We start from the raw sequence: 23974 nt of genomic DNA, 5'->3' as shown, positions 1-23974 counted from the left end.
ATGGTTGAAAATGACTGTTACTCTTTGTTTTTTTTCTTAAGTTTTGCTATGTATTCCGAAGGTTTTATCCCAAATTCGTCCCGGAAGCATTTGCTTAAATAACTTGCGGTACCAAATCCAACTCGATCTGCTGTTTCGGCCACCGTATAACCTTCCTCGAAATGTTTTATAGCTCTTTTCAAGCGGGTGGAACGAATAAAGTCTGTTGGTGTTTTTCCTATAATGTTAACCAGTTTTCTGTAGAGTCCTGTACGATCCATACCAAGGTCTTGACTAAGCTGTTCTACTGAATAGTTTGCGGAATCAATATTTTCTTCGACTAAACTTAATGCTTTTTGGATAAATTTTTCATCAAAAGAGGATAATAAGGGTTCTGCATTTTCTGTTTTTAAACCTGAATTTAGTTTTGTTTTTTGTTCTCTTTGTTGTTGCAGTAACTTTTTCATGTCTAAAAGCAATGCTTTCAGGTTTAAATCTTCTGAAGTTTGAGAGTTACTATTATCTCCGTAGAGTTGATTAACCAAGTCTTGTAAATCTATGGCACTGTTACGAATTTGTTCGTCAATTAATTTTCTTTTGTTCCATTTTAGATAATAATGAACGCTGATTAAAATAACTACTATTGCTAAAATTATATAAACAATTATTGCCCATATAGTTTCGTACCATGCCGGCAATCGGTCAATGGTGATTTCGGTGATTTTATTTGTCCAAAGACCATTTGCATCGGTGGCTTTGATTTCTAAAGTATGTAAACCTTTAGATAGTCCTGTTAGAAATACATTGTTGTGCCCTTCTGTCAGGTATTCCCATTTTTCGTTTTTGTTTTTATATCTAAATGCAAAACGTATTTTGTCGGCATTTAGATGGTCAAGTGTCGAGAAAAAAAGCTCTACATTAATTTCGTCGGCTTGTAATATTACTTTGTTTTTTTCGAAGTCAGACAATCGTGTTTCTCCTCCAACGGTAACAGAAGTAAGTTTTACAGGGATTTCTTCGGGTTTGTTTTTAAATGCTGTATAAGATGGGAAAGTACAAAATCCGCCCATTCCGCTTACATGTATGGTTCCTTTTTCATCTTTGCCTAAAGAAAGAAAATTATTCATGGCAATCGCAGGATCTGAATTGAATAGCACATTGCTGGATTGGTTCGCGGGATTATAGATTATTATCCGTTGATTTGTTAATATCCAAACGTTGCCTGAATTGTCTGTTTCTAATGAAAGAATGGCATCCCCATTTAATCCGGCTTTTTCGTTGACAGATACGATTTGATTGTTTTTAGAATCAAAATAATAGACATCGCCTTGCTCAGTTCCTGACCAAATGGTATTATTTTTACCAACAGCAATGGATGAAAAAATCTTATTCGTGCCAAAACTTTTGATTTTTCCTTCTTCGGTTACTTTACAAAGCCCTGATTTTTCTGTTGCTAAAAATATTTTTTTATCGTGAGTTACAATAATGTTGTTTACTGTGCCAATATGGTTGCAGACTGTAGTTGTTTTTTTTGATGTTAAATTATATTTATACAGTTTATCGTTTGTCCCAATCCATAAGTTAGAGAATTCGTCTTCATACAAAGCATGAATTCTTTGGTTTTTAGGAATTTGAACAATTGTTTCAGGTAGTTTTAATTTACCATCTAAGTGATTTAATAAAACTACTTTCGTATCGTTCAATACAGTATAGACACCGTTTGTGTGTTTTGCTTTTTCAATCAGTATCGATTTTTTTTCCCAATGAAGACCAGGAGCATCTGATAAATAAGTGAGTTTTTGTGTCTGATTATTGTATAGATATAGTCCTTTTTGTTTTTGCCAAAACCAATAATAGTCTTTATCATAGACAAATGTGTTGGGCGCAACGGGGAATCCTAATTCATTTTTGATTTCAGGTATCTTAATGTGGTTAACCCGTTTTTGATTGAAAGATAAAGTGAACGATTGTGGATAATCGGCAGCCACCCATAAATTGCCTTTTTTATCAGAAATAATCTGATTTAAAAACATTTTATCCAATGGTAAATTATTTTTTATTGCTACCGGAATTAATTCATTTTTGGCAGAATTAATATAGCTGTATAAATTATCTTTTGTAATAGTCCATATCTGGTTATGAACCGAATCTTGAGCCATTCCCAAAATATAATTTCTTGAAAAATCATTTTCTCTGAAAGTTGTATTTTGAACAGTGTAAATTTTGTTTAAATTTTTCGCATCTGGACTAAATTTTACAATTCCTTTTCCCCATGTTGCTATCCAATATTGTCTGGATTTTGAATCTTGTAAAATAGCTGTGGGACTCTCTTGAAATGGCCAATGGTAAGAGGTGAAATTATTTTTTTGAGCATCAAAATTCCATATTCCGCCTTTCCATTGAATGATCCATATTTTTTTGGAGTTGTCCTCATAAATTTGTGAGACACTTCGGGATTCTCCTTTCCATTTTACATTGTAAGTTCCTAGTTTTTGCCCATTTATATTGTAATGAATTATTAAATTGGCAGTTGAAACCCATATCGTGCCGTCTGAAGCTGCTTTAAGGGCATCTATGCTCCAGCTTTTAATGGTTTTGTCAGCTACCTCTGTAATCTGATAATTATATTTGTTTAAAATATATAAACCTCGTCTAGTGCCAAACCAAATTCTGTTTTTATTGTCTTCGGTAATGCAGCTTATCCAATTGCTTTCTAATAAATTAGGAGTAGTATAGTCTGATCTAAAAATTTTCACTGAATAGCCGTCATCTCGACAAAGACCTCCTCCCTGAGTACCATACCAAATATAGCCTTCAGAATCTTGAAAAATCCTGAATAACTGCGACATAGGAAGCTGTTGTTGGTTTCTTAAATTTGAAGAAACTATAGTTTGAGCCACTATAGAAGTCTTTAAGAATAGATTAAGAAGAGATATAATTATAATCCTTACAAGCATTATTTAAGTTTATTTATGACAAAAATAGGTTTTTCAGTCTCTAATTGTTTAGTAAAAAACATGAAAATATCCTTTTTGTAAGTACTAGTCTGCAAAATATAATTTTGTAAAAAGTTTATTTTTTTAAAACCAAAGCGAATCCATTGTCGTAAATGCTTTTATACAACTTAAAAAAGTACATTTATGAAAACTTCAAAATTATTATCAGTAGCCTTTTTTGCCCTGGCATTTGGAGTCGCTTCTTATGCTCAAAAAACAGTAATGGTGGGTGGAGCACCCATGTATCCTACTAAAAACATTGTTGAAAATGCTGTGAATTCTAAAGATCACACCACATTAGTAGCTGCGGTAAAAGCAGCCGGATTAGTTGAAACCTTACAAACATCCGGGCCGTTTACTGTTTTTGCACCTACCAATGCCGCTTTTGAAAAATTACCTGAAGGTACTGTCGAAAGTTTATTAAAACCGGAAAGTTTAAAAACCTTGCAAACCGTTTTGACCTATCATGTGGTTGCAGGAAAAATGAATGCTGCCGATGTTGCTAAAGCCATTAAAGCCGGAAATGGAAAAGCTACTCTAAAAACAGTGAGTGGTGGAACTTTGACAGCTTGGATGAAAGGAAAAAAAATATACATCACAGATGAAAACGGATCAATGTCCGAAGTTACAATTGCAGATGTAAATCAGTCTAACGGAGTAATTCACGTAGTTGATACTGTTTTATTGCCAAAACAATAGTTGTTTGTTAATTTAGATTGTTGAGAATGACAAGTTGGAGTTTATTCACTTGACTCATTCAAAATCAAAAAGCACAGTATTACACTGTGCTTTTTGCGTTTTAGATGTTGTTTATAGATTCGGCCGTTTTAGCAAACGGTCGAGTTTATAACAACATTTTATTTTTCAAAGTCAACTTTTACTTTGAATTCGTTTGATTTTAAAATATTTTCGATAGAACCAAAAGTGGCAATGGTTTTTTGGTATTCTTTTTCTTTTTTCAGGGCAATTTGTCTCAAGGCATTTTGAAAACGGCTCACTTCTTTCAGCGTGGTTAAAATTAAACCCGGAACGGCTGTGTTTTTTCCTTCTTTATCTTTGGCCACCATTGTAAAATAAGAAGAATTGCAATGTTTAATAACTCCGGTTTGAATGTTTTCGGCTTCTACACGGATACCAATAATCATCGAACTGTTTCCCACATAATTTACGCTGGCTTTCATGGTTAGCAGTTCGCCTACTTCAACAGGTTTCAGAAAGTTTACGGTATCAACAGAAGCTGTAACGCAATAATTTCCTGAAAATTTAGAACCACAGGCAAAGGCAATTTGGTCCATTAGCGATAAAATATAACCACCATGGATTTTTCCACTGAAATTAGTGTGCGAAGGCAACATTAATTCAGAGATTGTTATTTTTGAAGAATCGACAGTTTTATATTCGGTACTCATAAATGTTGTTTTTGGGTAATTTAGATTTTAAATATCTTGTTTTTCAGCTGTTAAAAGTACAAAATTAGATTTTGGAGATTCGCATAAAGAACAGCAATAATCAACAGGCAAATCATTGAAGAATACGCCTTTTTCAATTCCCTGAACAGCATCGCCATATTCTGAATTGTAAATAGTCAAACATTCTGAACATTGGTAAATATCATGTTCTTGTTTTTCTTTTTTAGTGGCTGCTGCCGCATTGTTTTCAACCGGAGTATTATTTCCTAATTCGTTAAAGTATTTTTTACTTAATTCGATAAGAATACTAGGCAATTCCAGTTTGTCAATATCTTGGGTATGAATGATGTATTCACGGGTGTTAGGATCGAAATGTTTGGCATACAAAACATTGTAAGTATCCCTGATCTTTATGGATTCCAAATCTTTTGGTAAATTATTCTTTTCGATAACAATAGAAGTGAAATAATGTCCCTCGCGGTTGTAATCAGAAATACCAAAGGTGAGTCCGTAAGTACTGATGTCAAATTGATCTAATGTTCTAACCAAAAAAGTTTTCAGATTCAGAGACCAGTCGGTAGCTACAGGAAGATGCCAGTTTAATTCTAAAAGCGAATGACGCACATTAATTCCTTTTTTTCCCAGGAATTTTTCCCAGTCTAATTTTCGATCTTTTGGAATTCCTTTTATAATGAAGGATTTCCAGGGCGTGATACATATTTTTCCGATTTTGCAATCAAAACATAAATCACACATTTCTTTTAGGAATTCTAAATCGTAAAGGTTGTTTCTCCAGTATAATCCAAGCCAGTATTGATCAATTCCCAAGCGGTTCATTCCTTCGTAATACGGAAAAGGATAAAACGGAACATTTAAGGCTTTGTCAATCGTTCGGTTATTGGTGTCTAAATTTTCACTCACAAGGTTGAAAATCATCTCGATACCTATTGTAGGTTCTTCGTTAACAATGCGTTCGATTTCATAATAAATTTTAGAAATATCCCAGCTGTAAATCAATACAGGATACACTTCCATGCGCTGCCAGTTAGGCAAACGAATGTATAAATACCAATAATCTTCATGTTCAGAAGCAATAAAGTTGATATGTCCTGTAAATAGAGGAACAAGCTGTTGTTTTGGGTCGGTTATGTTTACCTTTAAAACCGGCTGTTCTTTGAATTGTTCTAATACATACAGGAATTTATTACCTGTAAGCCAAGGTGTATTTCTGAAAATATCAGTAGAAACATAAGAAGAAACAATGTTGTTTCCGCTTTGTTCATTAGGATAAACAATATGTAATTTGCCATTATTTTCCGTTTCCGAATATTGAAATCCATCAGGAAAAATAATGTCTTGTCGGGAACCAAAAGAAATTGTTTTTAGCCCTTGTGCCATACTCATGTTTACAATATTTCGTAATTCTCCTGGCGAAATAACGCCTCCTTTTACTATTAATCGTGTTAATTCCATGTTCTTGTTTTTTTAGTCCTTAGTCCTTAGTTTTTAGTCCTTAGCTGTTTGAAAAACTAGGGACTAGGTACTAAGGACTTTTTAACTTATTTACACTTTGCTAAAATCTCTTTTACTTCGGTTTTACAGCTACCACAACCTAATCCGGCTCCGGTTGATTTGCACAATTCTGTGAAATTAGTTGTTCCTGCTTTGACAGCTTCTTCGATGTTTCCACTTCCTACCTGGCTGCAAGAGCAAACTAGTTTCCCCACAACAGGCTTGGCAGAAGCACTGCTGCCTCTCAACAACTGATTACGTTTGTCTGATAATTCGATTTTGCTTTCAATCATGGTTTTGAATTCGGCAAATTCATTTTTATCTCCCATTAAAATAGCTCCTATTAACAAATCGTCTTTAACGATACATTTTTTGTAATAACGCTTTTTCAAATCGGCAAAGACAATTTCCTCGTAACTATCGTCATTTTCAGGAATACTAACTTCTCCAATACTACAAAGGTTGATGTCTTCCAGTTTTAGAATATTCATTAATACCGAACCTTTATAGAAACTGCTAATATCTCCGGCTAAAAAGTTAGCCAAAATATCAGCCTGTTCTTCGGCAGCTGAAGTAATTCCGAATAGTTTACCATCAAATTCGGCAATTTCTCCAATGGCAAATACATCAGGATTAGAGGATTGTAAATACTGATTGACTTTTACTCCGCGTCCGCAAGCAATACCGGATTCTTTGGCTAGTTCTATATTTGGAATTGTTCCAATGGCATATACAATAGCATTAGCCGTTAAAATACGTCCACTTTTCAGCGCAATTTCCAGTTCGTTAGCATTATCAGTTTCGAAAACCGTACTTACCTCATTATCAAAATAGATTTGAATATCCCGAAGTTGTACTTCTTCAGCTAATAATTTGCAGGAAATACGATCTAACTGGCGCTCCATTAATCGGGAAGCTCTTTGAATTATGGTGATTTTTACTTTTTTATGTTTTAAGGCAGCTGCTAATTCCAAACCTAATAAACCACCTCCTACAATTACTACGTGTTGTTCTTCCGGTGCTAAATTAGTGCTGTCTAAATAGTCCTTCAATCGGTCAGCATCTTCTTTTTTACGCATTGTAAAACGTCCCGGCAAGTGCAATTGCGCATTTTCCGGAACAAAAGGACGGCTTCCTGTAGCAAGGATTAGGTTGTCAAAAGTATGGATTTCACCACGACTATCGGTTATTGTTTTAGCAGTAGTGTTTATATTCTCTATACCTACTGATGATTTTAAAGTAATATTGAGTTTACTTAAACCTTCCTGATCTTTTACTTTTAATAAGTTTTCCCAGGACAATTCATTGGTAACATATTCGGGTAATAATACACGATTGTAAAACGGATTGGCTTCATTAGAGAAAACAATAATTTCATCCTTAGCATTCAGTTCTCTGTAATTTTGGATGAATCTAAAAGCAGCCGCTCCGGCACCTACAATAGCAATTTTTTGAGAAGGTTTTTCATATTTTGCTACGGCTACCGCAGTATATTTAAAATCAGGTTCTTTAGAAACAGGGTCAATTAGTGTATTGGTCAGGTTATTGGTTCTGTTTAAATCGTTGTCTAATTGTTTCCCCCAGTGCATTGGTAAAAAGACAACTCCTTCCTTGATAGTGTCAGTTACGGTGGCTTTGACACGAACTTCTCCGTTTTTACTGCTCACCACTACAATATCTCCGTTTTCTATTTCGGCTTTAAAAGCATCGATAGGATTGATTTCTAAAAACGGATTCGGAATGTGTGATAGCAATCGGGATACTTTTCCTGTTTTGGTCATTGTATGCCATTGATCTCTAATGCGTCCTGTGGTAAGTATAAAGGGATATTTATCATTAGGTTGTTCTGAAGTATTTTCAATTGATACAGGCAAATTGAAAATAGCTTTTTGAGAAGGCGTATAAAACTTTTTATCAGTAAAAAGGCGAGTTGTTCCCGGGTGTCCATAATCAGGAACAGGCCATTGAAAAGTACCTTCGTGTTTTAAACGGTTGTAATTCAGAAAAGAAATATCAATATTGGTGTTTTTTGTCATTTGACAATATTCCTTATATACTTCTTCTGATGTGTTGAAATTGAATCCGTTGAAGCCCATTTTTTTAGCAAAACGGGTTAGGATTTCAAAGTCAGGCAGTGCCTCTCCGGGTGCGTTAATTCCTTTAGGTAAATAGGAAATACGTCTTTCTGAGTTGGTCATTGTTCCTTCTTTTTCTAACCATCCGGCTGCCGGTAATAATAAATCGGCAAATTTAGCCGTATCAGCATTATGAGATATTTCCTGAACCACTACAAATTTGGCATTTTGCAATGCTTTTTCCACTTTTCGGGAATCGGGTAAACTCACCATTGGATTAGTACAAATAATCCAAACAGCTTTCATTTTTCCGGATTCTAAGGCTTCAAACATTTCGGTAGCAGTCAATCCCGGTTTTTCCGAAATACTATCTACTCCCCAAAAATCAGCAACTTCCTGACGGTGTTCCGGGTTGTTTAATTCCCTGTGAACCGCTAATAAACTGGCCATTCCACCTACTTCTCTTCCGCCCATGGCGTTAGGTTGTCCTGTTAAAGAGAAAGGTCCTGAACCAGGTTTACCAATATGTCCGGTTAATAAAGAGAGGTTTAATAAGGCAGTATTTTTATCAACGCCCACAGCACTTTGATTTAGTCCCATTGCCCAAAGCGAAAGAAATCCTTGAGCTTTACCAATTAGATCAACAGCCAAATCAATTTCTTTGATTGAAATACCACACAGTTGTGATGCTTTTTCCAGTGAAGTAGAAAGTACTAACTTCATGTAGGCATCAAAATTTTCGGTATGTTGTTTGATAAAATTAGTATCCATATAGCCTTTTTCAATAATTCTTTTGGCTAAGGCATGGTATAGTATAATGTCGCTTCCCGGAAGGATTTGCAAATGTAAATCGGCAGTTAGGGCAGTATCGGTTTTTCTTGGATCGATAACAATAACCTTTACTTTTGGGTTTTTCTCGCGGTGTTGTTCTAAACGTCTGAATAGGATAGGGTGGCACCAGGCCGGATTAGCTCCCGTAATCAGGAAAGTATCAGCTAGTTCAATATCTTCATAAGCAATAGGCACGGCATCTTCTCCAAAGGTTTTTTTGTAACCCACCACAGCCGAACTCATACATAGACGAGAGTTGGTGTCAATATTATTTGTTTTCAAAAAACCTTTTACCAATTTGTTTACCAAATAATATTCTTCGGTAAGACATTGTCCGGAGATATAAAAACCTACAGAGTCAGGACCATATTTTTTTATCATTGAAGAAAACACAGCTGCGGCACGATCTAAACCATCGTCCCAGCTTACACGCTCCATAGGGTGCGATTTGCTCCAACGCATTTCAGGATAAAGAATTCTGTCAGAAGTATCGTTAGCTACATAATGTAGGTTCATTCCTTTTGAACAAAGCATTCCTCTGTTTACAGGATGGTCTTTGTCTCCTTTTACCGTTACTCCATTGCTGGGATCTTTGCTTACAATGATTCCGCATCCTACTCCACAATATGAACACGTAGTTTTGATTTCTGAATTTTGCATTATCATCGGTATTTTTTAATTGCGAAATCTTTTTAAATAGTAGATACTATTTTTAAAATGTAAAAATACGTATTTATTACGTATAAGTACGTAATTTTTTTAAAAAAAAATGCAAGTTTGCCAAATAGCTAAAAGAAGTCTAAAATAATGCTTTTTATCTTTTTTTTGGTTCAAAAAACAATTATTAATTCAAAAAACAAATGTTTAGTCTGCTGTCAATTTTTATTTATTCGAAAGTAAATTCATGATTGTATCGTTTGTGGTAAATCTAATTTTCGATTTATTTATTAGGTAGTTGCAAATAAAAAAGTGTTTTTGAGTATTTTGTTCTATTAGTTTGATAATGTGTGTTTTTTGTTCTGCTTTTGATTGGTTTTTGAGTTTTATATTTATTGTTAGAATAGCATTCTTATAGTTTATAGTAGTCTATATATAATAAGGTGTAATTTTCTAAAAGACGGTTTTTCGTTTTTAGCTTTGAAATTTAAGGATGCTCAATTTTGAATTTTGCCACTTAAAATATTTTATCAGCACACTGATTTTTCTTTATCTATATATTATAGCTAAGCCGTTTCTTTTTTTTGAATATAAATTTGACTGCAAACAGCTATTTCCAGCTGTTATTTTTAATTATACGTATTTTTCTTTTTGCGAATAACTAGTTATTTTTAGTTTTTCGGTGTGTACTTAATTTTTGTTTTTCCTTGTGTTTATTGGGTTTTGTTCTTGTTTCTTGCGTTTTAGCAAGGTTTTGAATGATTTTTAATATTGGATTTACTGTTTTAAAAAGTTGTTTTTGACTGGTTTTTAGATGGTTTTTAAGTATTAGTACTTACGTACATTTGCTTCATACAAAACATAAATCATTAAAATTGTAAAAATGGAAAAATCAACTCAAAAAACAGCAAAGTTCTTTTCAAGAGTCCTATTAGCGGCTATAGTAACAGTGTTTTCTTTATCTGCAATGAAAACAAATGCGCAGGCAGGTGAACCAATTAAATTAGGATTCATTCCTTTAACAGATTGTTCGCCTATAGTTATGGCTAAAGAATTAGGTTTATTTAAAAAATACGGTGTAAATGTAGTGGTAACAAAAGAGTCTTCATGGGCTAATGTTAGAGATAAAATCTTAACAGGAGAATTAGATGGGGCACACTGTTTGTATTCAATGCCTTTCTCAGTTTACACAGGAGTAGGTGGAAAGGCTGGTTCAGAAATGAAAATTGCCATGATGCTTAACTCAAACGGACAAGCTATTACCTTATCAAATGATTTTTGTGGAAAAGTAGGTTTTAAAGATATGGCTAAGGTAGCTCCGGTAGTAGCTGCTAAGCTAAAAGCCGAAAAAGAAGTAACTTTTGCGATGACTTTCCCTGGAGGAACGCATGATTTATGGCTTCGTAACTGGTTAGCTGCGGCTGGAGTAAATCAGAAAACATCTAAAATTATCACTATTCCGCCTCCGCAAATGGTGGCTAATATGAAAGTAGGTAACATGGATGGATACTGTGTTGGAGAGCCTTGGGGTGGTGTTGCAGCTATGCAGGGAATTGGTTTTACACAAATTGCTACTCAAGACATCTGGAAAGACCATCCTGAAAAAGCATTGGTAGTAAACAAAGATTTTAGTGCTAAAAGAAGAGAAGATCTTAAAAAAGTAATGAAAGCCATTTTAGAAGCTTGTATGTGGTTAGATGTTCCTGCAAATCGTAAAAAAACAGCAGATATTATTGGAAAAGCACCTTATGTAAACGCTAATAACGATGTTATCCAAGATCGTTTGAATGGAGAATACAACTTGGGTTGTAAACTAGGACAAAAAATATACAAAGGAGACCAAATGGTTTTCCATAAAGGCGGATTGGTTAATTTTCCTCGTAAATCTCACGCTATTTGGGCTATGGCACAATATGTAAGATTTGGATATTTGAAAGAAGCACCAAATTACAAAGCGATTGCAGATAAACTAATTCTACAGGATTTGTATAAAGAAGTTGCTGCAAGTATGAAAGTAAAAGTACCTGCTGATGATATGAAACCATTTTCACTTACTATGGACAAAACGGTTTTTAACCCAGCAAATCCAGCAGCTTATCTTAAAGTTGTAAAAAGATAATAAAATAAAATAACAAATAATCCCTCTCGAAGGGGAGGGATATTTGAAAAAGCATCCCCAGAATAAACAAAAACAATTAAAAATAAACATTACAAGGAAGTTAAACTAAAAAAGATTGAATCATGTCAGAAAGAGAAATAGTAGCAGTAGGAACTTATGAGGAGGTAAAAGCAGCTTCGGTAGCCACTTCTCAAAGTGAAGAAAACAAAAACGAAAGATTAAGTGCATTAGCTGATAAGCTGTTAGAAAAATCAAAATCATTGCTTTTTGCAGCATTAGGATTGTTCATCGTTGGTGGATTGTGGGAGTTATTGAGTAGTATTACAAAAGATGCTCTGCCGGGTCCAATAGCAACATTAACGGTTTTATACGAAATGATTAGTGATCCGTTTTACGATTATGGTCCTAACGACAAAGGAATCGGATTGCAATTGTTTAACTCTATAAAAACCGTATTATTAGGTTTCTTTTTAGGCTCATTAGTAGCTATTCCAATAGGGATATTGATGGGAGCAAGTACTGTTTGCAAACAAATTTTTTACCCTATCGTACAACTTTTAAAGCCGGTTTCGCCATTAGCATGGTTCCCAATTGGTTTAGTGGTATTCAAAGACACAGGTTTAGCAACTATTTTTATTGTATTTATTACGTCGTTATGGTCAACATTAATTAATACTTCTTTTGGTATTGCATCTTTGCCTCAAGATCATAAAAATGTAGCCAAAGCATTTGGATTTTCTAAAATGAGATATTTAACTAAAATTTTAATTCCATTTAGTTTACCTCACATCATTACAGGTTTACGTTTGAGTATCAGTGTAGCCTGGTTAGTAATTGTAGCTGGCGAAATGTTATCAGGAGGAGCCGGAATTGGATTTTTTGTATGGGACAGCTGGAATGCTTTAAGTCTTGAAAAAGTAATATCAGCCATTATCATCATTGGTGTAGTAGGATTACTTTTTGATAAATTATTTACTTACATAGAAAACAAAGTGGCTTACAAAGCGTAAAACAAAGTGACTAAGGTACTGAGTTGCTATGACTCTAAGTTTAAAAAAACTTATAACCTGAAATCTAAAATCAATAGTCTAATATCTAAAATTGAATATCATGAGTTATTTAGAAATCAAAGATTTGGAAATTTCATTTCCAACACCAAAAGGAAAATATACAGCCGTAAGAGATATTAATTTATCCATCCAAAAAGGCGAAATCATATCTATAATCGGACATTCAGGTTGTGGAAAATCAACTATCTTAAATGCTATTGCGGGAATGTTAACACCATCAGCAGGTTCAGTAGTACTAAACGATCAAAACATCAAAGGTCCGGGACCTGACAGAGGAATTGTTTTTCAAAACTATTCGCTTTTACCTTGGTTGACTGTTTATCAAAATATATTTCAGGTAGTAGATTCGGTAATGGAAGGTACTGCTACAGAAAAGCATGAAATTGTAGAGAAGAATCTAAAAATGGTAAATTTATTCGAACACAAAGATAAATTACCAGGACAATTATCAGGAGGAATGAAACAAAGAGTGGCTATTGCCCGTGCCTTTGCCATCAATCCGGGAGTTTTATTGATGGATGAACCTTTTGGAGCATTGGATGCTTTGACCAAAGGAACCATGCAATTAGAAGTATTAAAACTATGGAATTTGGATAATCGTGAAAAAACTATTGTGATGATTACGCATGATATTGAAGAAGCTTTATTCTTATCGGATCGAATTATAGTTTTGAATAATGGGCCATCTTCAACTATCAAAGAAATCGTTGAAGTGCATTTGCCAAGACCAAGAAACAAAATCGAAATTGTAAAAATGCCTGAATATATTGAGCTTAGAGATAAGTTGTTGCATTTATTAACAGATCATTTCTCTATTGAAGATATGGGAATGAAATATAAAAATTAGTTTAATTTGTTTTGTTTGTTTTTTAAATCCCTATTGTAATCCAGCAATAGGGATTTTTCAATACAATTAATTTGTTTCCAATGTATAACTTAACCCAAATTCAGCATTAAAGAATGCTAAATCGGGGTTTACCCCTTATGGAATCATTAGTTTGCTTTTGCAAAGCTTTTAATGGTTAATTCGGGTTTAAAATAATTTCAGATGAATAACACAATTTTTGACTTTGTTGGCGGAACAATAGGAGAATGGAAAGTAATAAAAATGGCAACCATAAAAGGAGACAATTTGCCTGAGATTCCCTATATTAATAAAATTTCAAGTTCTCTGATTAAAAATGATGAGGGAATTTGGACCTTAAAAGGAATTGTCAGTAACCTAAGATACACGGAGAAAGCCGAAAAAGAGCAATTAGTAGCTATTCAGGAAGATTTAGGCAGGCCATTGGCAACTCAGGCAGCATTTATTCCTTTGCGAAAATCGGCTGAATGGTGGAATCTCGCTCAGGATGAGAGAAGAAAAATCATGGAAGAGAGTTCTAAACACACTCAAACCGGACTAAAATATTTACCCGCCATAGCTCGAAAATTATTCCACAGTAGGGATATTGGTGAAGCTTTTGATTTTTTAACCTGGTTCGAATACGCTCCTGCTGACGAAGAAGCTTTCGAAGAATTATTATATGCACTAAGAAAAACGGAAGAATGGAATTATGTCGATAGGGAAGTAGATATCCGATTAATCAAAGTTTAAGTTCGAACTCCCATCTCCCATCTTACTTTGTTCTTACAGCTTTTGGAACTAATAATTCATATTCTCCGCCATTTCGAAGTACATCTCTTACTATGCTTGAACTAATGTAGGAAGTACTGGCTGCGGTTAGTAAAAATACCGTTTCTATTTTTGATAATTGTCTGTTGGTGTGCGCTATGGCTTTTTCAAATTCAAAGTCGGCAGGATTACGCAAGCCTCGAAGAATGAAATTAGCGTTGATTTTTTTACACAAATCAATAGTCAGACCTTCATAAGTTATTACAGAAACCTTTGGTTCGTCTTTGAAAGTTTCTTCAATAAAACGTTTTCTTTCTTCCAGAGGGAACATATATTTTTTCTCAGCATTCACCCCAATGGCAATAACAATTTCATCAAAAAGTGGAATTCCTCTTTTGATAATATCTTCATGACCTAAGGTAATTGGATCAAACGATCCCGGAAATATGGCTTTTCTCATTTGTGAGAGTTTAAGATTCTGAGCTGCTAAGTTACAAAGTTTTTTAGGAGTTAATTTAGGTTTTTATGACTTCAATGTTTTAGGATTTAAAAAAATACAGGAGAAAAGATTGTTTTTTGTTTATTTTCTATTGAGTAATCTCGAAATAAAGGTTTTATGAAAAGTCTTGATATTGATAAAAAAAGATAAAACTTTAATTGTGGTGTTTTTAATTACTAAAAACAGACTTTTTATTAAACTTTAGTTAATGTTGCTTCCCGATGTTGCAAACCCCATTCCAGCATTTTGTCCAATACATCACTCAATAATTTTCCTGATTCGGTCAACTCGTATTCAACCATAATTGGAGTCGTATCATAAACGGTGCGTTTGACCATTCCGTTTATTTCTAAATCTTTCAATTCTTTAGATAACATTCGTGGAGTAATTTTTGGAATATTACGTTGAATATCTGTAAAACGTCTTTTCTCAAATAATAAGGAACCTATAATAGGTAACTTCCATTTACCGCTAATCACATTTAAAGTATCATTAACGGCTAATACAAACTGAATCGGGCAGGCTTTGGCTTCTTTGAAACTGATTGTACTTTCCATAATCTGTTGATTTTGTTATTACTATACAAAAGTATATCGATATATTTTAGTACTTTAGTATATTTTGTATAGCAAATGTAGTTAACTTTGAATAAAAATTAATCATAAAATCTTAAAAATAATGAGTGCAAAAATTTTAGTTACTGGGGCTACGGGAAATTTCGGAAGATTAACAATCGATTTTTTATTGAATAAAGGAATTGCTGCAAATACTATTTCGGCTTTGGTTAGAGATGAAGCAAAAGCATTAGATTTAAAGCAAAAAGAAATCAACCTGAGAATAGGGGATTATGATAATTATGACTCTTTGTTAGCAGCATTTCAAGGAATCGATAAATTATTATTAGTTTCAGGAACTGATTTGGTAAACCGTGGTAAACAACAATTAAATGCGGTTAAAGCAGCAAAAGAAGCCGGAGTCAAACACATTTTATATACTAGTTTCGAACGTAAAAATGAGACTGAAACATCTCCGATTGCTTTTTTAGCCCAATCGCATATTGATACAGACAATGCAATTAAAGCAAGTGGAATCAGTTATACTATTTTTAGAAATAATTTATATTTGGATGTACTACCGATGTTTTTAGGAGAAAAAGTATTGGAACAGGGAATCTTTTTTCCTGCCGGAGAAGGTCAGGCCGCTTATGTTTCGAGAAATGATTTAGCCGAAGCAGCTGCCAATGTATTGATTTCTGGTAAACACGAAAATAAAGAATATGCTATGAATAATGTAGAAAATTATTCGATGAAAAACGTAGCGGATACTTTGAGTGAAATTACGAATTCAACGGTAAGCTATACAAGTCCAGGTGTTGAAGTGTATTCAGATGTTTTGACTAAAGCTGGTGTTCCCGGAGAATATGTTGGAATGTTTGTAGGTTTTGGGGAGGCCATCAAACAAGGAGAATTTCAGGCTGAATCCAGTGATTTAGAAAAACTATTAGGTAGAAAACCAGTAAGTCTAAGTGATTTTTTGAAACAGCTTTATGGTAAATAATATATTTAGACTAAAAAGTTTGTAGTCATTAATCAAACACAGATTACACAAATTGCACCAATTTAATTAGTGCTAATTTGTGTAATTTGTGTTTAAAATAAAATATATTTGTTTATGAACACACTCAACGACCTACATAAAATTTCAAGTACTTTTTCGAATACCGAAAAAATGCCCGTTTTGTTTCTGGGGCATGGAAGCCCGATGAATGCGATTGAAGAAAATCAATTTGTGGCGGGTTTTAGAAGTATGGCTAAAACGTTACCGCAGCCGAATGCTATTTTGTGTATTTCGGCACATTGGTTTACCAAAGGGACTAAAGTCACCGCAATGGAAATGCCAAGAACGATTCATGACTTTGGAGGTTTTCCTAAAGAATTGTTTGCCGTACAGTATCCTGCTAAAGGCAATCCTGATATAGCCATTGCTACTAAAGAATTATTATTACCAACAGAAGTCGAGCTCGATCACGAATGGGGATTAGACCACGGTGCCTGGAGTGTAATCAAACATTTGTATCCCGAAGCTAATGTTCCCGTAATTCAATTGAGTATTGATTATTCAAAATCGCCACAATACCATTTTGAGTTGGCACAAAAATTAAGTGCTTTGCGACATAAGGGCATCCTTATTATAGGTAGCGGAAATATTGTACACAATTTACGCTTGGTTGATTTCTATAATATGGACATAGATAATTATGGTTTTGATTGGGCCATAGAAGCAAGAGAAAAAGTGAATTCCTATTTATTAGACGGTAATTTTCAGGCTTTGATTGATTATGAAAAAAATGGACAAGCTTTGCAACTTGCCATTCCTACACCGGAACATTATTTGCCTTTGATTTATACTTTGGGATTAAAAGAAAAACAAGAAGAACTAAGTTTGTTTAATGATAAATTATTGGGAGGATCTTTAAGTATGACTTCGGTGAAGATTGTTTAAAAGAAAAGCTCCTTAGTAATAATATAAATTCCCATAATCAATACAAACCATCCAAAAACAGGTTTTAGTTTGCTGCCGTCTATTTTTTTAGAAAGAAGAATTCCAATAAACATTCCTATAAATGCCATGGCTGAAATCAGTAACAGGAAGCCATAATCGATAGGAGTGTTAAGGTATAAATCGCCGGCGAAACCGATGGCTGAATTGATGAAAATAATCAATAGTGAAGTTCCTACGGCTTGTTTCATAGGTAAGTTGGCAAAAAATAACAAAGCAGGAATAATTAAAAATCCGCCACCAGCTCCCAGAAATCCAGTTACAATTCCTACTAAGGCACCAATAATAGCCAGCTGACTGTAGTTGATTTTATGGTTTGTAATCTCAGTTTTGTTCTTTTTTATCATTGATATCGATGCTCCGATCATTAGAATGGCAAAGACAATCATAATCAATAAATCTTTGGAAACAGCATAAGAAGCAACCGTAAATAGTGTAGAAGCAATTTTTGGAAAGATTACTTCTCTAATTATCAATATCGAAATAACAGACGGAACTGCAAAATACAATGCCGTTTTTAATTTAAGATTACCTAATTTATAATGACTGTAACCGCCATAAAAAGCAGTTATTCCAACAATAAATAATGAATAACTTGTCGCTAACTCAGGATTGATTTTAAATAAGTAAACCAAAATAGGTATCGTGAGAATTGATCCTCCGCTGCCAATTAATCCTAATGAAAGTCCAATGATAATAGATGCAAAATAACCGAAATATTCCATGTTGTAATTTTTTTTACAAAGGTTGGAACTATTTAGGCTAGTCACAGTAACATTTGTCACATGGATTTTTTTACATCAATAATTCAATTTGGTTACGGTGTAAGTTGACTAATCCGCGCTGTTCCATTTTTTTTAATAAACGCGAAATGACTTCTCTGGACGTATTTAATTCAAGGGCAATTTCCTGATGCGATAAGTTGATTTCTTTACAACCACAAGCTTTTGCATGACGTTTTAGATAGAATTCCAATCGTTCGTCCATAGCTCGAAACGCAATGTTATCAATGACTTCCAGAACTTCTTCAAATCGGGTGCGGTAGGTGTAAATTACAAATTCGTACCAAGTGCGATGATTCATCATCCATTTATCCATTAAAGCAAGCGGAATACTGATGGCTTCGACATCTTCAACTACCTTAGCGGTAATTTGGCTCGTTTGATTTTTTGTCGAACAAATTAACGAAATTGCGCAGGCTTGCCCGGGTTGCAGGTAGTACATTAAAAACTCTTCGCCATCTTCGCCTTCACGATAAATTTTTAATTGTCCTTTAAGGATTAAAATGGTGTTTTTGATGTATTGTCCTGTTCGCATAATGACATCTCCGGCTTTAAAATATTGATAGCTGGAATTGGCTTCAATTTCCTGAATAAGTTCATTAGAGAAATTTGGAAAGGCTTTTTTTATTGTAATGGTTTCTTCTGACATGATGGTGAAATTTTAGGCTACATCTTATTAATATGATGGATTTTTGTGCAAAATTCTAAGACTTTGGTAAAAGTAATTAAAAAAACGTGACATTTATTAGTTGATATGCTAAGAATAGTTGGCTGAAATTTAAAATAGCAAATTGAAGATATTGCATTTCTAATGGGAATAACGCGTTGTTTTTTAACAAAATATTAAGTGATTGTAAAATTTGTTGATTATTGTAAGCTCACTAAAACGTTTTCTTTAAAATATTCTCTAAATCAAATTTGAGGAGTCATTTTTTTATAAAAACATCGTATTTTTACAAAAAACACAACATTATTATGAATTTAACACAAGAAGATTGGATTGCTCAACTCGAAGAAGATGAGAATGCAGTAATTTTAGATGTCAGAACAGAAGACGAATGTGACGAAGGAATTATTCCTAATGCTATCAATATTGATATTCATAAAGGTCAGGGTTTTATTTCTGAAATAGAGAAATTAGACAAAAGTAAAAATTACTATGTCTATTGTCGTTCTGGTGCCAGAAGCGCAAAAGCATGCGAAATCATGAATGAATTAGGATTTGAAAATGCCTATAACTTATTGGGAGGTATGTTAGATTGGGATGGAGAAGTAGTTGCTCCCTAATCACTAATACATTTTTTAACACTAACTAAAATATTAAAACTAGATGAATTCAATACCGGAAGAGTTTAAGATAAAAACATTATTACACCAGGATACTTATTTAGTTGATGGCGAGTTGAAAAAATGGACAGGAAAGACAACCGAGGTTTTTTCTACTATTTCTTCTACCGAAGAATATGCTCCTACTTTGTTAGGGACCATTCCGTTTATGGGTGAAGAAGAAGCGGCAGAAGTGGTGAATTCAGCTAAAAAAGCGTTTAATAACGGTCAGGGTTTATGGCCTACTATGAAAGTAGCTGATCGTATTAAGTGTATGGAAAATTTCGTTACACAAATGAAAACTACCCGTCAGGAAGTAGTAAAGTTGTTAATGTGGGAAATTGGAAAAACCTTAGGCGATTCTGAAAAAGAATTCGACAGAACGGTAGATTATATTTACGATACTATTGAACATTACAAACAATTAGACAGAAGTAATGCTCATTTTACAAAAAGCCAGGGGGTAAATGCGATGATTCGCCGTGGGCCTATTGGAGTGGTTTTGTGTTTAGGACCTTACAACTATCCTTTGAATGAAACTTTTTCATTACTGATTCCTGCTTTGATTATGGGAAATCCGGTAATTTTCAAGCCTGCTAAAAACGGAGTATTGTTAATTTCACCTTTATTAGAAGCTTTTAAAACCAGTTTTCCAAAAGGTGCTATAAATATCGTTTACGGTAGAGGTAGAGAGATTGCTTCTCCAATTATGAAATCAGGAGTGGTAGATATTTTGGCTTTAATTGGAAACAGTAAATCAGCGATTGCATTGCAAGATCAGCATCCAAATAAAAACAGATTGCGTTTGGTTTTAGGATTGGAAGCTAAAAATCCAGCTATTATTTTACCGGATGCCGATTTAGATTTGGCAATTTCTGAATGTATTACAGGAACTTTATCTTTCAACGGTCAGCGTTGTACAGCTTTGAAAGTGTTGTATGTTCACGAATCGATTGCTGAAGAGTTTAATAAGAGATTCTCTCAAAAAGTGGATGAACTTATTTTTGGAAATCCTTGGGACAAATCAGTTTCATTGACTCCGCTTCCGGAAACTGAAAAACCGGCTTACATTCAGGGATTAATTGATGATGCTACTGCAAAAGGAGCTAAAATTATCAACCAAAAAGGAGGAGAGCATTCTGAAAATTATATTTTTCCAGCAGTTTTATTCCCTGTGAACAAAGAAATGCGCGTATATCATGAAGAGCAATTTGGACCTGTTGTGCCAATTATGACTTTCAAAGATATTCAGGAGCCATTAAACGATATGGCTGAATCTAATTACGGTCAACAAGTAAGTTTATTTGGTAAAAATATCACAACTATTGCACCGCTTATTGATGCTTTAGTAAATTTAGTATGTAGAGTAAACCTGAACAGTTCTTGCCAACGTGGACCAGATGTGTATCCGTTTACAGGTCGTAAAGACTCTGCAGTAGGTACATTAAGTGTTTTTGATGCCTTACGTTCATTCTCTATTAGAACCTTTGTGGCTTCTAAAGACAATGCTTACAATAACGAAATATTACAAGAATTATTAAATAGTAAAGAATCAAACTTTATTAATACTGATTATATCTTGTAGTACTAACTAAAACTAACTAAAAACAAGAAAACCGTTTCGATTATTTTCGGAACGGTTTTTTTATGTTTTGGATTATAAGTTTAAAACAAAATGATTGAGTAATTTAGCGTCGTATTTTTCTTTGTCAAACATATAAAGATAAGAGCCTTTTCGGGACGATAACATGTCTTTTTCGTTGAGTTTTACCAGAATATCTAAAGAATTGATTTTGCTGATAAAATTACGTTTGTCTAATTCTTTGTCTAAAATGGCTTCGTACAATTCCAGTAATTGACGCATGGTAAATTTTTCAGGTAAAAGCTCGAATCCTACCGGTTTTGTTGAAGTTCTGTAACGCAATCTTCTTACTGCATGAGCAACCATATCATCGTGATCAAAAATTAATTTGGGCATTTTTGATATATTAAACCATTCGGCATGGTAATTCCTGATTAATTCAGTATTGTGATTTTCAATATTGATAAGTGCATAATAAGCTACTGAAATAGTTCTCTCTTCAGGATCCCGATCTACTTCGCTGTAAGCATAAAATTGTTCCATGTAGATGTTTTGTAATCCCGTATAATGATTCAAAACCCTTATAGCGGCATCATTTAAAGACTCACTTTTCTTTAAAAACCCTCCCATTAAAGACCATTTTCCTTTTTCGGGAGCAAAATCTCGTTTGATTAGCAGGATTTTTAATCCCTCTTTGTCAAAACCAAAAATGATACAATCAACTGATAATAAGACTTTGTCTTCGGTGCTATAATTATTTAACATCTTAGTTGTTTATTTTGGGGTAAATATACTTACTTCTAAAAAAGTATCATAATTAATATAGAATGAATACTTCCTGATTTTTTAAAGAAATCGTTGGATTTTACTAAAAACCATTTGAATTCAATATTAATTAGCATAAAAAATGCCTGAAAATTTCTATTTTTTAAAGATATAAAACTAAATCCTGATAACAATTATCCAAACATCAAAAACAAATAGATATTTGTGTTTTCTCCCAAAGAATTACGCAATATAGCATAGGCTTTTGTTATATGAGCTTCAACTGATTTGATAGAAAGGTTTTTATACTCGGCAATTTCTATATTAGTGAGTCCTTCTTCTTTACTTAATAAAAAGATTTCCTTACATTTAGGTGGGAGATTTTGAATTTCTCTTTTGACCAATTTGATGATTCGTTCAAGTGAATGTTCATCCTCATTTTCTACAATAGCATTAAGAGCATCAATATATTTTTTTTCCAGAGGATAAACCGCTTTTTGACTTCGATATTGATCAATAAACTCATTGTAAACGGATTTATACAGAAAACTGATAAGTACAAAATCTTCTTTTAGATTTTCGCGTTTGTTCCAGATACGCATGAATACATTTTGAACAATATCTTCAGACAGACTACGATCATGAGTAAAATTATAAGCATAGACGCATAGTTTATGGTGGTAAGTATTTACCAAATAAGTATATGCTTTTGGAACTCCCGTCTTTAAAGCATGAATAAGTTCAGTATTATCAGAATAAACCTCTTGCATTGGGGTAAATAGAAATAATTAGCTTAATTTTTATGCAATGTATAAAAAAAAATATAAAAAAGTTAGGGTAGTGTAAAAACCACACGTATTAATAAAAAATAGTATTGCGATGATAAGTAGTAAAATTGAAAATATAATAGCCAAATTTTTAACTAATCAGGCTTCAGCATCCGAGTTGGGCGAGCTAGAAGTATGGATAGAAGAGGCTAATAATCTTGAATTATTTAATCGGTATGTTAAAATTAATTATGCAATTGAATATAATATGAGAGAATTTGATTCGAACAAAGTAAAAAATAAATTGCAGGAAGCATTTGCCATAGAGAATAAAGTGAGAAAACTTAAAAAGTTACGCAAAACAATTTATTATTCGGCTGCGGCAGTTGTTTTAGGAATAGTAACTACTACTTTTTTATACAATTCCGGTTTGTTTGATAAACCTGTAGCTCCAGTGGCAATAGTAAAAAACACCATTGAAGCAGGAACAGACAAAGCCATATTAACTCTCGAAGACGGAACGGCTGTTGTATTAGAAAAAGACAAAACCTATCAAAAAAATAATGTAGTCAGTAATGGTAAAGAATTAGTTTATGATGACCAAAATAAGACCAAATCAGGAATTGCCTATAATTATTTAACGATACCAAGAGGAGGGCAGTTTCAAATAAAATTATCTGACGGAACAAAAGTCTGGCTGAATTCAGAATCGAAATTAAAATTTCCGGTAGCTTTTAAAGAAGGCAGCACACGTCAGGTAGAATTAATATACGGAGAAGCTTTTTTTGATGTATCACCAAGTTCAGAACATAATGGAGCAAAATTTAAAGTATTGAATAAAAGTCAGCAAGTAGAGGTTTTAGGAACAGAATTTAATATAAAAGCCTATGAAGATGAAGATAAAATTTATACTACTCTGGTAGAAGGAAAAGTAGCGGTAAGCAATTCGAATTCAAAAAAGCAATTAATTCCTAATCAACAATCGGTTATTAATCTTAAAGGAGGAGACATAGTTGTTAATCCAATTGATGCTTATAACGAAGTATTGTGGACCAAAGGAATTTTTAGTTTCAAAGGAAAAAAATTAAAAGAAATTATGAATGTAATGGCTCGTTGGTATGACTTTCAGGTGGTGTTTCAAAATCCGGAACTTGAGAAAGTGAAATTCAATGGAGTACTGAGTAAAAACGATAATATTAAAGAGATCCTGTCAATAATTAAGAAAACTAACTTTATAAATGAATATGAGATAAAAGACCAGAAAATTATAATAAAATAAGAAAAAAAGGGGAGTAAAGTAATACCTGGACAGTACCCTACTTTATCCCCTAATGCGATTATTAATTAACATTTAACCAATAAACACAAATATATGAAAATTGAATTTACTAACCATTTTTTCTTTTTTAAGAGAAAATTTTTACTAACCAG

Annotated in this window: 20 protein-coding genes; 10 read left to right on the top strand and 10 right to left on the bottom strand. The window is 33.5% G+C overall.

The window, feature by feature from the left end:
• Window positions 1-17: 17 nt before the first annotated feature.
• Window positions 18-2879, bottom strand: a complete 2862-nt coding sequence (locus FDM27_RS15580) for a two-component regulator propeller domain-containing protein (RefSeq protein ID WP_219846426.1) — start codon at window positions 2877-2879, stop codon at window positions 18-20.
• Between the two features lie 240 nt (window positions 2880-3119).
• Between FDM27_RS15580 and FDM27_RS15575 the strand changes: the two genes are divergently transcribed.
• Window positions 3120-3674, top strand: coding sequence for a fasciclin domain-containing protein (locus FDM27_RS15575; protein WP_140487861.1), 555 nt, complete (start codon window positions 3120-3122; stop codon window positions 3672-3674).
• 158 nt (window positions 3675-3832) lie between these two features.
• On the opposite strand, the gene FDM27_RS15570 is transcribed toward FDM27_RS15575, so the two are convergent.
• The 3 genes from FDM27_RS15570 to FDM27_RS15560 form a co-directional block, all read right to left on the bottom strand.
• Window positions 3833-4384 carry an acyl-CoA thioesterase gene (locus FDM27_RS15570; RefSeq protein ID WP_071183284.1) on the bottom strand — a complete coding sequence of 184 codons (552 nt, stop codon included), beginning with the start codon at window positions 4382-4384 and terminating at the stop codon, window positions 3833-3835.
• Between the two features lie 27 nt (window positions 4385-4411).
• Window positions 4412-5857, bottom strand: a complete 1446-nt coding sequence (locus tag FDM27_RS15565) for a rubredoxin (protein ID WP_071183283.1) — start codon at window positions 5855-5857, stop codon at window positions 4412-4414.
• Window positions 5858-5943: 86 nt separating this feature from the next.
• Window positions 5944-9462 (bottom strand): nitrate reductase, encoded by a 3519-nt coding sequence (locus tag FDM27_RS15560; RefSeq protein ID WP_140487859.1) that lies wholly within the window; start codon window positions 9460-9462, stop codon window positions 5944-5946.
• Window positions 9463-10342: 880 nt separating this feature from the next.
• Between FDM27_RS15560 and FDM27_RS15555 the strand changes: the two genes are divergently transcribed.
• From FDM27_RS15555 to FDM27_RS15540, 4 genes are all read left to right on the top strand, one after another.
• Entirely contained in the window at window positions 10343-11578 is a 1236-nt protein-coding gene (locus tag FDM27_RS15555; RefSeq protein WP_255510572.1) for a CmpA/NrtA family ABC transporter substrate-binding protein, read from the top strand.
• A 122-nt stretch (window positions 11579-11700) separates the two neighbouring features.
• A complete protein-coding gene (gene ntrB, locus FDM27_RS15550; RefSeq protein WP_083382019.1) occupies window positions 11701-12588 on the top strand; it encodes a nitrate ABC transporter permease in 888 nt (295 codons plus the stop codon).
• A 100-nt stretch (window positions 12589-12688) separates the two neighbouring features.
• Window positions 12689-13495 carry an ABC transporter ATP-binding protein gene (locus FDM27_RS15545; RefSeq protein ID WP_071183280.1) on the top strand — a complete coding sequence of 269 codons (807 nt, stop codon included), beginning with the start codon at window positions 12689-12691 and terminating at the stop codon, window positions 13493-13495.
• 201 nt (window positions 13496-13696) lie between these two features.
• Window positions 13697-14245, top strand: coding sequence for a chlorite dismutase family protein (locus tag FDM27_RS15540; protein ID WP_140487857.1), 549 nt, complete (start codon window positions 13697-13699; stop codon window positions 14243-14245).
• Window positions 14246-14267: 22 nt separating this feature from the next.
• Here the strand turns inward: FDM27_RS15540 and coaD are convergent, their stop codons facing one another.
• A complete protein-coding gene (gene coaD, locus FDM27_RS15535; RefSeq protein WP_071183278.1) occupies window positions 14268-14723 on the bottom strand; it encodes a pantetheine-phosphate adenylyltransferase in 456 nt (151 codons plus the stop codon).
• Between the two features lie 233 nt (window positions 14724-14956).
• On the bottom strand, window positions 14957-15319 hold the full coding sequence (locus tag FDM27_RS15530) for a winged helix-turn-helix transcriptional regulator (protein WP_071183277.1): 363 nt from the start codon (window positions 15317-15319) through the stop codon (window positions 14957-14959).
• A 121-nt stretch (window positions 15320-15440) separates the two neighbouring features.
• On the opposite strand from FDM27_RS15530, the gene FDM27_RS15525 reads away from it, so the two are divergent.
• Window positions 15441-16319 (top strand): SDR family oxidoreductase, encoded by an 879-nt coding sequence (locus FDM27_RS15525; RefSeq protein ID WP_071183276.1) that lies wholly within the window; start codon window positions 15441-15443, stop codon window positions 16317-16319.
• 114 nt (window positions 16320-16433) lie between these two features.
• A complete protein-coding gene (ygiD, locus tag FDM27_RS15520) occupies window positions 16434-17264 on the top strand; it encodes a 4,5-DOPA dioxygenase extradiol (RefSeq protein ID WP_140487855.1) in 831 nt (276 codons plus the stop codon).
• Here ygiD and FDM27_RS15515 read toward each other — a convergent pair.
• Together FDM27_RS15515 and FDM27_RS15510 are read right to left on the bottom strand one after the other, a co-directional pair.
• Window positions 17261-18046 (bottom strand): sulfite exporter TauE/SafE family protein, encoded by a 786-nt coding sequence (locus FDM27_RS15515; RefSeq protein ID WP_071183274.1) that lies wholly within the window; start codon window positions 18044-18046, stop codon window positions 17261-17263. The two genes, ygiD and FDM27_RS15515, sit on opposite strands and share 4 nt — an antisense overlap.
• A 70-nt stretch (window positions 18047-18116) precedes the next feature.
• On the bottom strand, window positions 18117-18752 hold the full coding sequence (locus FDM27_RS15510) for a Crp/Fnr family transcriptional regulator (protein ID WP_071183273.1): 636 nt from the start codon (window positions 18750-18752) through the stop codon (window positions 18117-18119).
• 326 nt (window positions 18753-19078) lie between these two features.
• Between FDM27_RS15510 and FDM27_RS15505 the strand changes: the two genes are divergently transcribed.
• Entirely contained in the window at window positions 19079-19390 is a 312-nt protein-coding gene (locus tag FDM27_RS15505) for a rhodanese-like domain-containing protein (RefSeq protein ID WP_071183272.1), read from the top strand.
• A 43-nt stretch (window positions 19391-19433) separates the two neighbouring features.
• Window positions 19434-21014, top strand: a complete 1581-nt coding sequence (locus FDM27_RS15500; RefSeq protein ID WP_071183271.1) for an NADP-dependent glyceraldehyde-3-phosphate dehydrogenase — start codon at window positions 19434-19436, stop codon at window positions 21012-21014.
• Window positions 21015-21086: 72 nt separating this feature from the next.
• Here FDM27_RS15500 and FDM27_RS15495 read toward each other — a convergent pair whose 3' ends face one another.
• Window positions 21087-21776, bottom strand: coding sequence for an NUDIX hydrolase (locus FDM27_RS15495; protein WP_071183270.1), 690 nt, complete (start codon window positions 21774-21776; stop codon window positions 21087-21089).
• 194 nt (window positions 21777-21970) lie between these two features.
• Complete coding sequence (locus tag FDM27_RS15490) at window positions 21971-22546, bottom strand: RNA polymerase sigma factor (RefSeq protein WP_140487853.1); 576 nt, start codon at window positions 22544-22546, stop codon at window positions 21971-21973.
• A 109-nt stretch (window positions 22547-22655) separates the two neighbouring features.
• Between FDM27_RS15490 and FDM27_RS15485 the strand changes: the two genes are divergently transcribed.
• The gene (locus FDM27_RS15485) at window positions 22656-23822 is read left to right on the top strand and encodes a FecR family protein (protein WP_140487851.1); all 1167 of its coding nucleotides are present in this window, start codon (window positions 22656-22658) and stop codon (window positions 23820-23822) included.
• The last annotated feature ends 152 nt before the right edge of the window (window positions 23823-23974 follow it).

Source organism: Flavobacterium sp. GSA192, from assembly GCF_006386525.1.
Lineage (GTDB): Bacteria > Bacteroidota > Bacteroidia > Flavobacteriales > Flavobacteriaceae > Flavobacterium > Flavobacterium commune.
The sequence above is the reverse complement of the archived record's forward strand: the minus strand, read 5'-3'. Positions and strand labels throughout refer to the sequence as shown.

What these genes read in the sequence shown, in the direction of transcription:
- FDM27_RS15495 (WP_071183270.1), bottom strand. Translation starts at nt 21,776, where the DNA reads ATGTTAAATAATTATAGCACCGAAGACAAAGTCTTATTATCAGTTGAT.
- ntrB (WP_083382019.1), top strand. Translation starts at nt 11,701, where the DNA reads ATGTCAGAAAGAGAAATAGTAGCAGTAGGAACTTATGAGGAGGTAAAA.
- FDM27_RS15555 (WP_255510572.1), top strand. Translation starts at nt 10,343, where the DNA reads ATGGAAAAATCAACTCAAAAAACAGCAAAGTTCTTTTCAAGAGTCCTA.
- FDM27_RS15560 (WP_140487859.1), bottom strand. Translation starts at nt 9,462, where the DNA reads ATGCAAAATTCAGAAATCAAAACTACGTGTTCATATTGTGGAGTAGGA.
- FDM27_RS15525 (WP_071183276.1), top strand. Translation starts at nt 15,441, where the DNA reads ATGAGTGCAAAAATTTTAGTTACTGGGGCTACGGGAAATTTCGGAAGA.
- ygiD (WP_140487855.1), top strand. Translation starts at nt 16,434, where the DNA reads ATGAACACACTCAACGACCTACATAAAATTTCAAGTACTTTTTCGAAT.
- FDM27_RS15540 (WP_140487857.1), top strand. Translation starts at nt 13,697, where the DNA reads ATGAATAACACAATTTTTGACTTTGTTGGCGGAACAATAGGAGAATGG.
- FDM27_RS15490 (WP_140487853.1), bottom strand. Translation starts at nt 22,546, where the DNA reads ATGCAAGAGGTTTATTCTGATAATACTGAACTTATTCATGCTTTAAAG.
- FDM27_RS15510 (WP_071183273.1), bottom strand. Translation starts at nt 18,752, where the DNA reads ATGTCAGAAGAAACCATTACAATAAAAAAAGCCTTTCCAAATTTCTCT.
- coaD (WP_071183278.1), bottom strand. Translation starts at nt 14,723, where the DNA reads ATGAGAAAAGCCATATTTCCGGGATCGTTTGATCCAATTACCTTAGGT.
- FDM27_RS15565 (WP_071183283.1), bottom strand. Translation starts at nt 5,857, where the DNA reads ATGGAATTAACACGATTAATAGTAAAAGGAGGCGTTATTTCGCCAGGA.
- FDM27_RS15545 (WP_071183280.1), top strand. Translation starts at nt 12,689, where the DNA reads ATGAGTTATTTAGAAATCAAAGATTTGGAAATTTCATTTCCAACACCA.
- FDM27_RS15505 (WP_071183272.1), top strand. Translation starts at nt 19,079, where the DNA reads ATGAATTTAACACAAGAAGATTGGATTGCTCAACTCGAAGAAGATGAG.
- FDM27_RS15575 (WP_140487861.1), top strand. Translation starts at nt 3,120, where the DNA reads ATGAAAACTTCAAAATTATTATCAGTAGCCTTTTTTGCCCTGGCATTT.
- FDM27_RS15530 (WP_071183277.1), bottom strand. Translation starts at nt 15,319, where the DNA reads ATGGAAAGTACAATCAGTTTCAAAGAAGCCAAAGCCTGCCCGATTCAG.
- FDM27_RS15570 (WP_071183284.1), bottom strand. Translation starts at nt 4,384, where the DNA reads ATGAGTACCGAATATAAAACTGTCGATTCTTCAAAAATAACAATCTCT.
- FDM27_RS15485 (WP_140487851.1), top strand. Translation starts at nt 22,656, where the DNA reads ATGATAAGTAGTAAAATTGAAAATATAATAGCCAAATTTTTAACTAAT.
- FDM27_RS15515 (WP_071183274.1), bottom strand. Translation starts at nt 18,046, where the DNA reads ATGGAATATTTCGGTTATTTTGCATCTATTATCATTGGACTTTCATTA.
- FDM27_RS15500 (WP_071183271.1), top strand. Translation starts at nt 19,434, where the DNA reads ATGAATTCAATACCGGAAGAGTTTAAGATAAAAACATTATTACACCAG.